Annotated in this window: 16 protein-coding genes; 3 read left to right on the top strand and 13 right to left on the bottom strand. The window is 49.8% G+C overall.

Translation table 11 applies throughout. From position 1 onward, the window contains the following. The coding region (locus tag KNQ13_RS16220) for an IS3 family transposase (RefSeq protein ID WP_214773226.1) at window positions 1-117 on the top strand (117 nt) is incomplete at its 5' end. A 60-nt stretch (window positions 118-177) separates the two neighbouring features. Here the strand turns inward: KNQ13_RS16220 and KNQ13_RS10815 are convergent. The 9 genes from KNQ13_RS10815 to KNQ13_RS10775 all read right to left on the bottom strand — a co-directional run bounded on the left by KNQ13_RS10815 (window position 178) and on the right by KNQ13_RS10775 (window position 10,392). Next, window positions 178-639 (bottom strand): YflT domain-containing protein, encoded by a 462-nt coding sequence (locus KNQ13_RS10815; RefSeq protein ID WP_026831440.1) that lies wholly within the window; start codon window positions 637-639, stop codon window positions 178-180. A gap of 94 nt (window positions 640-733) precedes the next feature. Further along, window positions 734-2,413 carry an FTR1 family iron permease gene (locus tag KNQ13_RS10810; protein ID WP_026831441.1) on the bottom strand — a complete coding sequence of 560 codons (1,680 nt, stop codon included), beginning with the start codon at window positions 2,411-2,413 and terminating at the stop codon, window positions 734-736. After that, the gene (gene efeB / locus KNQ13_RS10805; RefSeq protein ID WP_014970458.1) at window positions 2,397-3,638 is read right to left on the bottom strand and encodes an iron uptake transporter deferrochelatase/peroxidase subunit; all 1,242 of its coding nucleotides are present in this window, start codon (window positions 3,636-3,638) and stop codon (window positions 2,397-2,399) included. Before efeB ends, KNQ13_RS10810 begins: the two co-directional genes overlap by 17 nt. A gap of 2 nt (window positions 3,639-3,640) precedes the next feature. After that, a complete protein-coding gene (efeO, locus tag KNQ13_RS10800) occupies window positions 3,641-4,477 on the bottom strand; it encodes an iron uptake system protein EfeO (protein ID WP_026831442.1) in 837 nt (278 codons plus the stop codon). Window positions 4,478-4,612: 135 nt separating this feature from the next. After that, window positions 4,613-6,271 carry a DUF2339 domain-containing protein gene (locus tag KNQ13_RS10795; protein ID WP_026831443.1) on the bottom strand — a complete coding sequence of 553 codons (1,659 nt, stop codon included), beginning with the start codon at window positions 6,269-6,271 and terminating at the stop codon, window positions 4,613-4,615. A 155-nt stretch (window positions 6,272-6,426) separates the two neighbouring features. Further along, a complete protein-coding gene (locus KNQ13_RS10790; protein ID WP_026831444.1) occupies window positions 6,427-7,506 on the bottom strand; it encodes an SH3 domain-containing protein in 1,080 nt (359 codons plus the stop codon). Between the two features lie 175 nt (window positions 7,507-7,681). Next, complete coding sequence (locus KNQ13_RS10785; protein WP_014970462.1) at window positions 7,682-8,731, bottom strand: oxidoreductase; 1,050 nt, start codon at window positions 8,729-8,731, stop codon at window positions 7,682-7,684. Between the two features lie 61 nt (window positions 8,732-8,792). Beyond that, window positions 8,793-9,290 (bottom strand): GNAT family N-acetyltransferase, encoded by a 498-nt coding sequence (locus KNQ13_RS10780; RefSeq protein WP_026831445.1) that lies wholly within the window; start codon window positions 9,288-9,290, stop codon window positions 8,793-8,795. 229 nt (window positions 9,291-9,519) lie between these two features. Further along, window positions 9,520-10,392 (bottom strand): SDR family NAD(P)-dependent oxidoreductase, encoded by an 873-nt coding sequence (locus KNQ13_RS10775; RefSeq protein WP_014970464.1) that lies wholly within the window; start codon window positions 10,390-10,392, stop codon window positions 9,520-9,522. Window positions 10,393-10,555: 163 nt separating this feature from the next. Between KNQ13_RS10775 and KNQ13_RS10770 the strand changes: the two genes are divergently transcribed. Further along, window positions 10,556-12,019 carry a potassium/proton antiporter gene (locus KNQ13_RS10770; RefSeq protein ID WP_026831446.1) on the top strand — a complete coding sequence of 488 codons (1,464 nt, stop codon included), beginning with the start codon at window positions 10,556-10,558 and terminating at the stop codon, window positions 12,017-12,019. Window positions 12,020-12,061: 42 nt separating this feature from the next. Here the strand turns inward: KNQ13_RS10770 and KNQ13_RS10765 are convergent, their stop codons facing one another. Next, complete coding sequence (locus tag KNQ13_RS10765; protein WP_026831447.1) at window positions 12,062-13,261, bottom strand: hypothetical protein; 1,200 nt, start codon at window positions 13,259-13,261, stop codon at window positions 12,062-12,064. Between the two features lie 21 nt (window positions 13,262-13,282). Continuing rightward, a complete protein-coding gene (locus KNQ13_RS10760; RefSeq protein ID WP_026831448.1) occupies window positions 13,283-13,876 on the bottom strand; it encodes a hypothetical protein in 594 nt (197 codons plus the stop codon). Window positions 13,877-14,023: 147 nt separating this feature from the next. Between KNQ13_RS10760 and KNQ13_RS10755 the strand changes: the two genes are divergently transcribed. Continuing rightward, on the top strand, window positions 14,024-14,182 hold the full coding sequence (locus tag KNQ13_RS10755; RefSeq protein ID WP_162833766.1) for a hypothetical protein: 159 nt from the start codon (window positions 14,024-14,026) through the stop codon (window positions 14,180-14,182). A 47-nt stretch (window positions 14,183-14,229) separates the two neighbouring features. Here the strand turns inward: KNQ13_RS10755 and KNQ13_RS10750 are convergent, their stop codons facing one another. Both KNQ13_RS10750 and KNQ13_RS10745 read right to left on the bottom strand, forming a co-directional pair. After that, complete coding sequence (locus KNQ13_RS10750) at window positions 14,230-15,018, bottom strand: PP2C family serine/threonine-protein phosphatase (protein ID WP_014970470.1); 789 nt, start codon at window positions 15,016-15,018, stop codon at window positions 14,230-14,232. 151 nt (window positions 15,019-15,169) lie between these two features. Continuing rightward, complete coding sequence (locus KNQ13_RS10745) at window positions 15,170-16,105, bottom strand: alpha/beta hydrolase (protein WP_026831449.1); 936 nt, start codon at window positions 16,103-16,105, stop codon at window positions 15,170-15,172. Window positions 16,106-16,112: the final 7 nt, after the last annotated feature.

Genomic DNA, 16,112 nt, shown 5'->3' with positions numbered 1-16,112 from the left:
AGAGACCACGAGGTCTATGAACGAGTTATGAATTACTTAAATTACTATAACGAAGAACGAATCCAAGAAAAATTAGGCTACCTGACACCGAAAAAATACGGTGTACTGGCAGCCTAATCAAGGTGTTTTATATGTGTCTCATATTGCTAGGTCAGTCTAATCCCCCGGTTTTTTTAATCATTTTTTATTCAATTTCACGTTTTGATCCGCCGGAAGCGTCGTCGTCGTTTCTTCCTCTTCAAGCTTCGGAACACCCGCCCCGTAATCCGTTGCTTCATCCGTCACGTAAGAGGCAGCGAATGCCGGGTTGAGCAAGTCCGACTTCGAACCGACGATGACGATGCGACCATGACGGACTTCCTCTTCCAGATCTTCCGCGACATCTTTTGTCATCCCGAGTTCCGATAACTGGGCGATCCGGTCTTTCCGGTTACTCCGGACGGTCGACATCAAGGTCTCAAAAAATGATTTTTTCGTCACGCGGTAAGCAAGCGTCTGGGTGTCATTCGCAATCCGTTCCGCTAACTCTTCGTCTTTTGCAAAAATGTAAATTTGTTTATTCGAATAACCGCTTGATTTCAAGCTCGTCACTTCGGCATCAACGGCCGTCATGTTACGTACGATTCGTGTTTCAATCATGTTGTTTCCTCTCCTTCATGCGAGCCAACTGTCTACTCTCGATATAAAGTTATTCCCGAAACATAATGAATAAAACATGAATCTGAAAAACCGTTCAGACCGCCTTGCGTAACCGGGTTGATGCCTGCCGTTTCCAAAAGACGGTCAGACCGATGATGAGACACAATCCGATCTGCGGGATCATCGTCTCATAAGTCGGATAAAAACCGATCCACGGAACTGACGGCAAGAAGGTGACGACATGCATCGGGACGATTCCCGTCAATTGCAAGGCATGTATGCTTGCCCCCAGGATTTTAAAGGCCATGATATAAATTAGGCAGGTTGCCGCCAGGAACAGTCGATTGATCGGGAGGCGGACCCCGAGATAAATCACGGCGACAGAAACCAGGGCAATCAATCCGATGGCTAAGAGGATGCCACTCGCCAGGGAAACGGCTGTCATCGCCGGCGCCATTCCGACATAAAACAGAAGCGTCTCGGCCCCTTCGCGGAAAATCGTCAAAAAGCTGACGGCGAACAACGACCGACCTGCGAGACTCGTCGCCAGCTGGCTTTGACGAGAAGTGACGACCGCCTTCGAATGTAACCATGAACCGACGATCAGCATCATCAAGACAGCGACAAGTCCCGTCCAGCCTTCGATTTGTTCACGACCGATGCCGGCAAACGCCGTCGAAAAGAAGTGTTGGATGATGATCGCGAGTGCCCCGCTTGCCAGTAAACCAAACACGGCACCGCTCCAAATCAAGCGTTCTCCGTTCAGCTTTGCTTTTCTCGTAAAGGCGACAAGGGCACTGATGATCAGTAATGCTTCCAGCCCTTCTCGTAGCATGACGAACATCGCGTCGACAAAGGAATAGGTCGTTTTCTGCTCCAACACCTGTAAGGAGGCGATGATCTGCCGCAGTTGTTTTTGAGCTGGGACACTCGTCTCCTCACTCAGGCGTGACACGATCACCGGGATGTCCGTTTCGATCGCCGAATAGAGCGCACTACTCCGCGTCCGGACTTCCCCTTCCCCGCTTGGCCAGCGTTCGATGAACGTCGTTAACGTCTGTTTCGCCGCCGGGATGTCCTGTGCGCCGAGCTCTTGATCGGCTTGTTCTAACAATGCGGTCAATTCCGTCAGTCCGGTCTTTTTCGTTGCTTTCACCGGATCCCCTTTTAAAAAGGAGCGGATGCTCGTATCGAACTGCTCGAGGGCCCCATTCAGTTCCGTTTGTTCAACGGTCTCGCGCGCTAAAGCAATCCGGATGGCGGAAAGTCCCATTTCGACTTGTCCGTAATGCCCGATACTCTTTTCGCGGACGACGACTTCACGGTCCGTCCAGGCAGCAAGCAGTTCCGACTGAAGCTGATTCCGTTCCGTTTCGGTCGTCGCTTCGCGTAAACGTTCCGTCCATTTGAACAAATCACGCAGGCGTTGCTCGGCTGTCGGATCAGCTGTTGGTTGTCCGGTTTCTTCCAATGCCCGGACTGCCGTCGACACCTTTGTCAACGCTTGTCCCGCAGTCATAAAGGACTGTTCCTGCCGCAAAGGAGCCAGTTGTTGCTCGATTGTCTTTTTTTCGGCAGAGGGAGCCAGTTGTTCGACTTGTTTCGCAAGCGTCGCGATCGACGTATCAAGAGCGGAGCGGTCTTTTGCATTGACCGCAGCCAGTGCCTGACCGATCGACACATACAAGTCATCCGTTTTCGTATCCGCGTGGACAAACGGCATCGTACCCGCTAAACAGAGCAACACGATCAGAAAGTTAAGCAAATAACGCATCGCCGATATACCCTCCTTTTTGAATCCCGCCGAAACAGGCAAACAAGGCACTGCCACGATGTGTGATGTATTCGTTCAATCGATCCGATGTCGCAAGCCGTTTCTGAATCGTGTTGAACTGTTCCGGTGAGCGTTGGAACGAAAGAAATAACAAACCGGCATCCAGCGCGCCGGTCGTCTCATTGATGCCCGCCTGATAGGAATAGGAACGCCGCAACAGGTGTTCTTTGCCTGTTCCATGGGCGACCGCCGTATGCGAATCACTGGGCAGTTGGGCTTCTCCGTGTGCCGTACGTTGTTTCGGTGTGACGGAGTCAAACTCTTTTTTGGAGCCGAGCGGTGCACCAGACGACCGTTCCCGTCCGAAAGTCCGTTCCTGTTCCTTTAAAATCGTCCGGTCCCAGACTTCAAGATGCATCTGGATCCGGCGAACGACAAGAAAACTGCCGTTTGTCAGCCAAGGTGATCCATCCCGCCACTGGTAAAACAAATGTTTGTCCCGAACCGTTGCTTGAGACAGATCCGGATTTCCCGTCCCGTCCTTAAATCCAAACAGATTTCGTGGGGTGCCACCTGTCGCATCCGCTGCTTTTGAACGTTGGAATCCGGATTGGGTCCAGCGAATCTTGACGACCCCCCGACCGATCCTGGTCAAGTTCCGTAACGCATGAAAGACGACTTGTTGGTCATCGGCACAAATCTGCACGACCAAATCACCGCCGGACCACCGTTCATCGAGTTGATCTAAATCAAACACGGGCAGTTCACGCAAAGCGTCCGGCCGTTTATGGGCGATTCCGAACCGGTTGTCTGCAAACAAACTGATCCCGCACCCAAACGTAAAGGTCAGATGGCTCGCCGAGAGACCGTCTGCTTCTCCTGTGTCTTCCGGCGGGACATACCGGCTGTCTGACTCGCCAAGCGACAATCCGGCCGTCAGCCGGGCACAGGCCCGTGTCCAACGCTGCAACAGATCGATCAGTTCATCACGCCGCGTCGTTTGGATATCAAAGGCCACCACCTGGACATGATTCTGAACAGGCGTCAGGATCCCTGCCTGGTACTTTCCGTAGAAGGGGACTTGATCCGTCGCTTGTGCCGTCAAGGCGCGTGGTAAAAACCGTTCGATCCCGCTTGCGTAGAGCGCCGCGCCAATCCCTGTTAAGCCAGCGACTTTCAGAACGTCACGCCGGGTAACACCTTCCTCTAAACCCGTTCGAGTCATCCTTATCCCTCCAATACGATGCCCATCTTCGAGAGTGGTTCTGCTAGCTCGTTGATGGCTTGACTTAATTGTTTGACATCTGCTTTGGATAATTCGGTATAAAGGACATACCCGTCACCCTTCTTTTTTGCTTCCAATAAGGCATTGACATCCTTGAAACGGGCAGCAATTTCCTCTGAGAGAGCTTCATCTTGTTTCGTTAAGGACGGGTTGAGCAATTGATAGATTTTTTCTGCCCCTTGGACGTTCGCTGCGAAGTCATACAAGTCGGTATGCGAATACCGGTCTTCTTCCCCCGTGACCTTTGACGTCGACACTTCGTTCAGCAAGTCGGTTGCCCCCGTGACGAGCAGTTCCGGTGTCACCTCGACCGTCTCGACTTTTGCTCGCAGGAGATGGACATCTTTCATCAATTGGTCGGCATAGGCTTCGTATCCTTTTGTTGTCCCTTTTTCGAACAGGCCTTGTTCGATCCGGTGGTACCCGCCCCACTCCGATGCCTTGACGTCTCCTTCCCGTGCATCGATTTTCGGATCAAGATCTCCGAATACTTCTGCAATCGGTTCCGCCCGTTCATAATACATCCGTGCCGGTGCATACAGTGCTTTTGCCTGTTCGAGGTCCCCGTCTTTGACCGCTGTCGTGAACGCTTCTGTTTTTTCCGTGAACTGATCGAGTTCAGCGATCGCATACGTCCGGTAATCGGCGACGACTTGCTCAAACGGGTCTGCCTCCGTCTTTGTCGCGGGTGATGCCGTCTTCGTCGGTTGTTCGTTACAAGCAGCAAGTAACGCTGTTAAGGATAATAGGCTGATGGCGAGTGTTTTTTTATGTGTCACAAGTAGTTCCCCCTGATAATTAAGTAAGTTCATTACACAGTATAGTCGATAATGATAATCGTTATCAATGTTTTTCAATAAAAAAATCTTCGCCAACAAACCGGACATGGTCAGAGGCGAAGAAGTTAGATCTCATCAAGATGGACGTTTCTTGAAGTAGGTTCGCGAAATGATGAAGGCGACGATTCCAAAACCGATGAAGACAAAGGCTTTTTGAATCAAGGACAAAAACGATAAATCAAACAAAAGCAGTTTGAGCGCACTGACGGATAATAACAACAGTCCGGACAAACGCCAGGCAGCAGACGTCCGGATGCGACCAATCGCAACCAGGACAAATGCAAGCAGGATATAGGCGACGGACAAGGTTGTACTTCGATCGGTCTGATCGAGGTTCGCATAAAACGGCAGTTCCATCACGATTAACGTGTAGGTGATGAAAACCCCTGCAGCTGCACAAGTCAACACGATTTTCCAATACTTTGTCCATTCGTGCTCCTGATGCGTCCGAACGAGGAGATAAACCAATCCCGCCGTCGCCAAAGCAAGACCAAACACCATCACGGCATACGATCGGCCATTCCATGGGTCGACTTCGTAATCGGCCAGTGTCTTCAGAATAAAGAGAAGATAGACGGCGATGCCGATCCATCGTTGATATGGCACTTGCTGACGTTTGACGAACCAGAGTCCGATTAAGACAAGGGCATACAGGATGGAACGGAATTGATCGGACAGGCTGTCTGCCGCAACGGGAAGCTGATGAATCGTAAACACGAGGGCAAGGTGCCCCACTCCGTTTTGCCAGGCATCCTTCGTCCCGTTGGCGACAACATACGCGACAACCGCAAATACGAGCGACAGACCATAGACGAACGACCACTCGACAACATACAGACTGATCAGGACGAATAGTCCGGCAAGCCAACTCGGATAATTTTTGGAAAGGGCGAGACGTCGCCCGACATAGGCCGTTCCGAGATAGGCGATAAGTGCGGCACAAACTAAACTGACCTCGTCGAGCACCGGGCGTACTTCTACGCTGACGGTGATGCAACTAAACAACAACGCAAGGAACAACATTCCCGCCGAAAAGGGATAGGCTTTAACCGCCTTTAATCGCACGACCGCGACGAACAAGGCCGTAAACAACACGACTTCATAGACTAAAAATAAAAATACATCCGGTTCGTCGGATAATTGCAGAAAAGGTAATAAAAATCCCGTAATCGATACAAGGATCAATAAAGCGCTCGAACGCATCCACAGCATCAATCCATAGGCGACGGCAAGGACAATCAGTTCGAGGAAAAAGGCCAGGAGTGGTGGATAAAAGGCATACAGTGCCATCCCGGCGAACAAGGCCGACAACGACACGATCGTTCCGGTCGCGACAAGTCCGATTCCAAGCTCCCGCCGTTTCTTCTCGTACTGAAACTCACCTAATGCCATGACAAGTAAGCCGATCACGAGACCGCTTCCGACCCGGACCGCGGGACTGATCCATCCAGCGAGTGATGCATAGGAAAAAAGAAAGATCGCTCCGATTGCAGCAAAAATCGCACCAATCCGTGGTAACCAGACCGTCGCCAACAGTTGCTCCCACTCGTCGCGCGTCCGCTTTGGCTGAACGGCCGTCGACCGTCCTTTTTTAACGAACGCGGGTCGGACTTTCGGACGGGTGACGGAAGAAGCGGGTTCAGGGACGGCTGCTGATCGTTGTTCCAACTGATCGAGACGCGCCTTTAACCGTTCGACTTCTTGTTCGAGCTGTTCCAAACGTGTTTCATCCATCTTCTCACCGGTCCTTTCAAAAGGAATTGAAACCTTGTCATTATTTTACACCATTTTTAACTGATTCCCATTTTCGGAAAATCTGTAACGTCGATGTCCAATGAAAAAAACCGGTGAAGCATGCCGCTTCACCGGTGGTTGCGCCTGTTGATGGATCAACGGACGGATAATGCATATTGTCCTGTCGTGTTGTAGACCGATGTAAATTGTGAACGGCTGACCGTGTATTTGCCACGGTATGGATCCGACACAGTAAACGCACTACTCGAGACACCCGTCACTAACATGACGTGGTAGTTCCGGTAACCGGTAAACGTTTTACCGTCCGGCTTGATCCATGAGAAGTAGCCGTATGGGTTTTTGAAATCAACCGTCGCCCAAACGATGACGGGGTTCCCGTTGCGGATTTCGCTTTCGATTTTGCTGACGCCTTGTTTGGAGATGTCAGCTGCACCACTGCGATATTTTTTCGCCAACGGTAAGATTCCTTTTGGATAGATTCCCCAGTTTTTGTAGTAATCCAGTGTTCCAGCAGGATTTCCCGTGAACATTTTTTCCGGATCTGCCCAGTAATATTTTCCGTTTTTGTAAGTCGCGTTTTTCATGCTTTTTGGCATCTGGTTATATAAAGAAGAGGCAGAGACTGCTTGTTTCTTGTATTCGAGTGCCATTTTCAAGGAAACGAACTCGCAACCAGATGGATATCCCAATGTGTACTGATTGTAATACGGCACGTTTAATTGTTTCGTCGTACTGCTTGGAGCGGTTTTCGTCAAATACTGTGTCGATACATAGCGGTAGCTGCCGTTGTATAAAATACGTGTCCAGCTGCCGCTTGTTCCGTACGAAGCCACTTTGATGCCTTTATTCAGTTGTGTGACCGTTTTGGATGTCGTGCTTGGACCGGTTCTGACGTTCAGCGTCCCGACGGTCGTATACCGCGTTCCTGTCGATGTATATTTCGATGTCGTCGATGTCCGGACATAATCTTTGTGTATGTAACCGGTTGTTGATTTATAAGTGATTTTATACCAACTGCCTGACGTTCCGTTTGACGTGTAGACGGCACCTTTCGTGATGTTTCCAAGAATCTTGCTTGTCGTCGATGGTTTTTCACGAACACGCAAGACATCCGTCGTCACCGTCAACTTCGTGGCGGCTTCTGCGATGAGTGATGGACTGAATAAGCCGATCAACACACCCGCGATGATGAAGGACGTAATGATTTTTTTCATGATGAACCCCCTTATTTCTATTAGTATACACATTTTTTCCCATCTTTTTGAAATAATAATCAATACTTCATAAGAAAATTCTGAAAAATTGTGATATCTTTTCCTTTATAACAAAAAATCTCAGCTCTGTATAGACAGATTACTGAGATGTAATTATATTGATATCGAAAAAAATTCATTTTTTAATCTCCAAAATAAACGGAGACGGGTGAGAAAACCCTTGTTCCATCAAATGAGCGACCAGTTTTGTTTCTTCTTCCGAAACGGGCAATGGGGTATCGTTTACGATGCTGTCGTAAAAAGCACGATACAGTTTACCGTAATCCCCGACCGGACTTGGAATGCGGACATCCTGCAAGTGACCATGCCGATCATGGTACAACAAACGACCGTAATCATCTTCGGAGTCTTCACCAAACCCTTCTTCTCCAGGGAAATAATTGGCTTTGAGATCAAGTTCTTGCCGATCGATATGCTGCTTGATGAACGTTCCATTCGTCCCGTGGACCATCCAACGTGGTGCACCGGCTAAAGCGACGTAACTCGTCCGGACACTGACTTTCAGGTCAGGGTAATAAAAATCAAGTGCAAAGGCATCGTCTGGGTTCCCTGCCAAGCGAACCGTTCGAATGTCATAAGCGACACGTTCCGGTTTCCCGAACAATGCGACGATCTGATCAATCGTGTGCACGCCAAGACCATACAGTGCCCCATTTTCTTTTTGCGCGATCGCCGGAGCCACTTCGGGTCGGTAGAGGTCAAAATGGGAAACGACCTCGACGAGTCGACCCAGCTTCCCCGAACGGATGACTTGTTCGATGACCTGGAAATCGCTATCAAAACGGCGATTTTGGTACGCTAATAATTTCACACCCTGCTGATGCGCTTCTTCAAACAATTGAATCGTCTCCTGTTCTGTCACCGTGAACGGTTTTTCGACAAGGACATGTTTTCCGTGCTGTAACGCTCGCAGGGCATAGCTGAAATGTGTCGCCGGAGGTGTATTGATGACGACGACTTGCAGATTTTGGTCGTTTAGCATCTGATCGAGATCCGTCGTGAACTGAACGTCCGGAAGTTTCTTGGCATAGGTTGTTTCTAAGTCTGGTTTTGATTTTCTGTTATAGATCCAAGTCACGTCAAAGGTGTCCTCGATCATGACATAAGGCAGATGATAACGGGTCGTACTTTTTCCGAAACCGATAAAACCAATCTGAAGTCGCATCTGATCACTCCTCGAATAATTCTTTCTCTAACCATACCAAAGCATCTATCACTTGTCTTATCTAAATGACCCTTTCATCCGCGACAGCAAGCTGCTCATGCTCATATGTCGAAAAACCGTCACGGATTCCTTTTGCCGTAAATCCAAACGAAGCGTAATACGCATTCAAAAATTCGTTTGTCGCCAGACAATCCAGGCGCAGCCGCTCCTCTTCTGCTGTCGCCACGGCCATGACGTGTCGCAACAGTTGTTTTCCGACGCCACGTCCTTTGGCGGCATCTCGGACGACGAGCCGGTGGATGTATAACCCTTCCCGATCATCCCATAACGTTTGATCCCATTCGAGTGAAGGTAATAACGCAACGGAACCCATCAATGCCGTGTCCTGCTCAAATACAAACAGTCTTCCGGCGGCTAAATCGCGTTGCACGAGTGCCGGCAAATCCGCCTCAAGATACGCGGACCATTGCCGACTTCCCCGTTCCTTCAGCAATTCGGCCTTTTCTTTCAGTAACACCGCAATCTGCGGGACGTCTTCTACGGTGGCTTGTCGAATCATTGTTTTCCTCCTGTGATTGAAAATTCTCTTTCATCCTAACGAACGTGACACAAGAAGAAAACCGATTTGCACAAAACGACCCAAAAAATCACAAAAACGCAACAGTTTGTGATTTTTTTCATATTTTAAAATTGTATAGTTGCATATCGTATAGTCAAAGGGTGATCAGACCCCCAGTCTGCACACCATTCATCTACCGACTTCCCACGAGTCGGTAGATTTTTTTGGTTTACGTCAAGCCAACCCACTGTTTGGACAGGTCCCGGGTCTGTTTGCGATAGATTTCGTCTTCTACGACCGGGTTACTGAGCCGCGGTGCCGAGTCGGCGTAATACCCCCCATTTTCTAACGCATCATCCGTCGTCGCTAGATACAGCGCGGTCTTCGCACCATATTCCGGCGTATACAGTTTCCCCGTCCAGTAACCGACTTGTGCAATGGGTTTTAAGACCGTTTTCAAGACTTTTCCGTATTTTCCCCGGTAGAACAAGTCTGTATTGACGATACCTGGATGGACACTGACGAATGTCGCACGATTTCCATATTGCTCGGCCAGCTCCCGCATGTGGACCATCTGTAACAGTTTGGATTCCCGGTACGACCGCATCGGATTGTATTGTTCTTTTTTGATATGTGCGATTGTTTCCAGTTCGATGTCCGTCCGAATCAAGCCCCCTTCTCCCGCAAGCGAGGAAATCGAGATGACGCGAGGGTCATGTCCTTGTTCAATCAAAGGCAACAGACGTTCAATCAAATAAAAGTGACTGAGATAATTGACTTGGAACTGCGATTCGAATCCGTCCTGTGTCACATGATACGGTGGAACCATGATTCCTGCGTTTAAGATCAGCCGGTCAATCCGGCCGATCCGATCATACAACAAATCTGCGAACCGCCGGACGGAATCGAGTTGGTCCAGTTGAACGATTTCAATTTCAAGATTCGTGTGGGAGACCGCATGTTCCCGTAATAATTGAACAAGCAAAGTCGCCTTTTTCTCCGAACGGACCGTCGCGATGACGCGGTCCCCTCGTTCCAGTAGCGCTTGAATCGTCACCATCCCCATACCGGAGTTTGCTCCTGTGACCACACAAATATTCATGTAAAGTGCCTCCTCATTTTAGATCAATCAAACCATATGCTACCTGTTTTCCTTTTTTTACGGATTTGTACACATATTCCGGCAAATTCTTTTTCCTGAAGTGGTGCAAAACAATGACGTATACTAAGAAAAAGACAACTTTCTAAGAAGGAAGTGAGTGCATGTGAACGAAGGGACGGTCCTGTTACTTGCCGGCATCTTACTGTTACTTGCCATCGTCACGACGAAATTTTCTGTTCGTCTCAATGTTCCGACACTGATCCTGTTTGTGTTCATCGGTATGCTCGCCGGAACCGACGTCACCGGTCTGATTGATTTTGCTGACTTTGAACAAGCCCGGTTGTTCGGTACGATCGCCCTCGTCATCATCCTGTTTGATGGGGGATTAAATACGAAATGGCCGAATTTCAAGACGGTCCTCCCAGCCGCCTTGTCGCTGGCGACGGTCGGGGTTCTCGTGACGACCGGAATCATCGCCCTGGTCGCCCATTATCTCCTCGACTTCAGTTGGCCCTTCGCCTTGTTGATCGGCGCGTTGATCGGGTCGACCGATGCCGCCGCCGTCTTTTCCTTACTCAATGGTCGACCGATCGATCAGAAGGTCAAACATACGCTCGAAGCGGAATCCGGAACCAATGATCCGATGGCCGTCTTCTTGACGATCCTCTTCACGGAATTTGCGTTAGACCCGGCTTCTTTTTCCCTGATCCAAGGCGTTCTGTCCTTGTTTTATGAAATGGGACTCGGACTAGCGATCGGACTCCTCATCGGTTGGGTGTTGACGACCTTGATGAACCGGATCCAACTTCAATCGTCGGCCCTGTACCCGACACTCTTGATCAGCGGTGCCTTGCTCTCTTACGGTGTCGCGACGAGTCTTCATGCCAGCGGGTTTTTAGCGGTCTACGTGACCGGGATCTGGCTCAGCAACCACGATTTGATTTACCGGGACATCCTCGTCCGTTTCAGTGGCAGTCTGTCTCACTTAGCCGAGGTCGGGATGTTCATCATGCTTGGTTTACTCGTTTTCCCGAAACAGTTACTTGATCCCTCTATGTTAGTCGTGTCCGGAATCATCGTCCTGACGCTGATTCTCATCGCCCGGCCGCTCGCCGTTTGGTTGTCGTTGTTGCCGTTTCGGTACAATTTCCGCGAACAAAGTGTCATCACGGCAGCCGGTCTACGGGGTGCCGTTCCGATCATATTAGCGACCTATCCGTTATCCAGTGGGTTACCGGATGCCTATCCCTTATTCAACATCGTCTTTTTTACCGTCATGACATCCGCTCTTCTGCAAGGGACGGCCTTACCGTGGATCGTCAAGCTGATGAAGCTCGACGCCAAACCGACGATCGACATCGAACCGTTGATTCAATTCATGACCGTCGCGAATCCGAATGCTGAAATCGTCGAAGTCAGTGTCCCTTCGTTTTGTCGAATCGACGGCAAAACACTTCAAGAGATTGAGATGCCACAAGATTTGTTGGTCGTCGCCGTCATAAGAGACGACGCCATTCTGACACCGCGTGGTCAGACCCGGCTGATCGGCGGCGATCAGTTATTGATTTTGACACCTAAACAATCCGAAGAACGGATCCGACAGCTGATTGCTTCGCTTGGGATATAAACAGCACAAAACGGACACCCGTTACGGTATCCGTTTTGTGGTTTAGCTGGACGAGACATCATCAGCCCGTTTGATGTGGACGATTCCCGGTGGTCGGTGCGGAAACGTAAACGTCAACCCGGCAAACTGACAGACATCGTTACTGTTTTGCGTTTGAGTAAGCCACTCGATCGGTTCGCGCCGAGCAAGACTGTGCCGGATCCGATTTTCGACTTGCTGCTGGGAAATTCCGTCGCAGTCAACGTCCGTCATGTACGTCGCTTCATCCGACTCGAATTGTTTCCAAATCCCTAAGATGAACTGACCGATGGCACTGACAGGTGTCCCCTCCGGTTCACCGGCTCCGACGGCTTGATCAAGTAAATGGATCGCTTCTGCCGACGTCTCACCAATGGCCAAAATTCGGCTCGAACCTTGCTGCATGATCCGGAATCGTTTTTGTCCATTCTCGAGCCAAAGGCGTTGAGCAAACGGATTGACGGGCACGCCATGGAAAAACGTCACCGTCCCCCGCCAAGCGAATCCAAACGATGGATCGTACTCGCGAATCGTTCTCATCGCCTGTTCCAAAAACGTCGAAATTTCTGTTTGTTCCAGCTGCAGTTGTTTCCTCATCTCCTCGTATTGCTCGAGAGGAACGGCAATCGGGATTCGGGTGAACAGTTCCCCTTCCGGCACGCGGTGTGGGGTTAACACCGTACCGTCAAACCGGTAATCACTTGCCGGACGACCTGTCCGACCGACTAAGACCTGCCACTTGTCCCCATCAGCCGCAAATGCATAGGTTTGATGGGCAAAGGACGGCGCGACGAACAGACCGGGGAATGGTTCGAACGTTTGGATCCGTAAAGCATCCCCTTCATTCCACTCCTCTTCGATGACACGTACGAGCTGTCCTGTCGGTGATGCAGGGTCCGTTAAGTACCGGCCGGTGTTACTATAAAATCCTAAAATCAGCTCACGTTCTTCTTCCTCAAACGTCATCATCGTCATCTGAAATAAGGACTGGACTTGGGCTTCCGCAAACAGATCGTCGACTTCTGCCGGATGATGCGATTCAATCGCAATCATCTGCCACCCCATTCGCTCATATAAATGGATGGTGATCGGGAAAAATAAGAAGGCACCATGTGTCGCCTCCAACTTCAGGATATCTTGCATGGCGAGTCGCTCGATCCGTAAATCAAAACCCATCTGTTCAAAATGATCTTGCAACCGTCGTTTCCAGTGCGTGAACTCCATCTGATTCCCTCCTTGTAGTGCTTAAGCGCGTTTTCGAAGTGGATTTTTAGACCAGTACAGATACAATCCGACTAAACCACTTACTCCGATCAGATAAGATGCGGGACCGCTGACTTGAATCAATACATCAGGATTCGGCACGAACGTAATCAGGACCGCTTTATAGGTCGCAAATAACAGGAAGCTGACAAGAAATTGGACCCAGACCCGTTTTTTGACGAGTCGGATTTTGGATGAGGTGATCAGGATGGACATCGCATCGATCAAGAACAAGGCGATGATCGAAAAGAGGATGTAATCCGCAAGCGCGAATTGAAAGACACCATCAATCCCTTCAATGAAGATGAACATCAGAATCGTTGAAACATAGTTCCGGGTCCATCGTTTTTGTGTTTCTACCCGTTTAAGTTCCGGGATTTCTGCAATCATCTGATCCAGACGTTCTTCCGGCGATTGGCCATGGACGGTTTCAAACGGCTTTTGGGACCGTTGGGCTTCGTACAAGTCTGCCTGAAGACGGCGTTCGATGTCGGTCCGTTCCGGTTCTTCGACATTCAGATTCAGTCGAGGTAACAGCGATTCTAAAATACGTGTGTTGGCTTTAGTAAGTTTCAAGCGAGATCCCCCTTTTTCATGTTTAAGTATACCGGTTTAACGGGAAAAAGTAATACTCGGAAGATGACGATTACTTGACGAATCACAAATGAATATTCAGAATAGTGAAAAAGGTTGGTTTCTTTTTAAAAAAAGGAGTGAAGTCAGATGCACCACACGTTGACCAATGCCACGTTGATTGCCTTATTGACCAGCGTCGGGATCGCTCTCCCGTTGACGCATTCAGAAAAAGAAGCGGATCCTGATCCGCTTCAACTGGAACCGACCCATCTACATGCTACCGACGAACTTCCCGACTCACAATAAAAGCATGACCCCCTTTCCAGTACGGACGGAAAAGACGGGTCATGCTTTTATTTAGCGTTGCCTGGTTCTGTAACGGTCTCATCGATGACGACTTCCCATGTCAACAGCGTCGTACTATCCCGAACCCCGTGTTGTTCAATCGTCGTCAGTAGGCTCTCGACTGCCGTCTCAGGTCTCTCAAATACGACTTCGACTTTTGCCGAGTCTTGGAACGGTGTGCCCGGGCATTCGATCAACCCATCCGTCGTCAAGAGAATCCGGTTGCCCCCTCGTCGCAACTCCCGTATGCCTCGTGTATAACACGGGACAGGCAAGTCAAACGTATTGACGCGACCGATCCATTCGAAGAATTGTCGTTCATTCAGTTTGAACTGACGGTGTTTCCTTAAATCCGGATGGAACAGATAGGCGACGACATCGCCGACCGATAACCACCAGACGTATTTTCCTTTTCGGACGAGAAACAGACATGCCGTCTCTCCTTGTACGTCGTGACACGCTGTCCGAAAGCTCTCTTCTTGTAGTAAGTCGAGGACTAGACGTTCCAATGAAAAAAACATGGTCGCCGGTTCCTCCCCCAGAATCTGTTCGATTACGATCCGATGTTTTGTAAACTGATCGACTACTAACGAAGCACTTTCTGCCGTATCGTGTGCATCCAGCAGCATCGTCCACTCCCAGTCCTGTCCGATCCAAATCAGACAGCCATCTTCATTTTTACTTTGTCCGGAACGACTGCACCCGCCAAACCGTCCGACGGTGATCGGACCAATGGATTCGATCGAGATATCGTCGACGAACGTATTTTCCGACCCGATCCACCTCAAATCGTTCATAAGTATCACCTGTCCCGTTATTTTTTGTGAAAGATGCGACTAGCGTAGCATACGCAAGCGGAATTGGTATATTTCCCCTACTTAAAATAAGGTCAATGCCAAAACGTGCCACACCTGACTGCAATCAAAGCAGCGAGGCGTGACACGTTCCTTAAGGTGCTTCTAAAAACGGTTGAACAAACAACCGGAGCCGCTTCTCATAATTTTCCGGATTGGTCGAGTATGTTTCTCCATGTCCTGCTCCCCGGACCGGATACAATTGTTTGATGCCCGGTTTCGCTTGGTACAGTTCATAAACCATCCGCGAAGGGACAATCGTATCGTCAGTGCCATGAATGAACAGGGCCGGTATCCGGATTTGACTCGTCTGACGGGTGACGGAGACGTCGCCGTAAAAGAAATCTTGTTGCATCTTATTAAAGATACTGGCAGCCGCAAGGGAGGGGCCCGCCGGATAGGATAGGTTTGCTTTCGCTAGCGCATGGAACCAGTCATCGAGACGCGCATAGGACCCTTCCGCAATGACGACCTTCACTTGTTTCGGGACGGTCGTTTCACCCGCTGCCAGCAGAGCCGTCGCACCTCCAACACCCACTCCGTGATAGAGGACATGCTGTGTTCCTGTTTCTTCGATCAACTGATTTGTCCAATTGATCAAATCCAATCGATCGATCCATCCGTAGTTCAACGTCCCTGTACTCGGTGCAATTCCCTGTCGTGCGGGGACGAAGACGTTATATCCCAGTTGTTCGTGATATAAACGGATCAGCGGATACGTAAGCGTTGATCCAAATCGTGTGTCGTCCGGGACGACGATGACCGTTTTTTCCGAAGCCTTCACGGCGGGTAGGTACTGCCCGACACGTGTCAGACCATCCGTCGTCCAGTTCTTTTGCTCGACGTCCTGACGTGCGAACCACCGTCCATCGGATGTTTCATCATTTGTCTTCTCTGTTTCGAATCCGGATACCAGGCCGGAGGCACCCGATTGTCCGGTTAAAGTCTGTTGCATCCGGTATCCGTCATACAGAATCAGACCAACGACACCAAGTACGATTATCAAGATGACGACTAACCATCTGCGCACGACGTAC

It is taken from the genome of Exiguobacterium sp. s128 (assembly GCF_018618815.1).
Classification (GTDB): Bacteria; Bacillota; Bacilli; order Exiguobacteriales; family Exiguobacteriaceae; genus Exiguobacterium_A; species Exiguobacterium_A antarcticum.
Note: the sequence above shows the minus strand (reverse complement) of the source record. Positions and strands in the feature narration are given on the sequence as shown.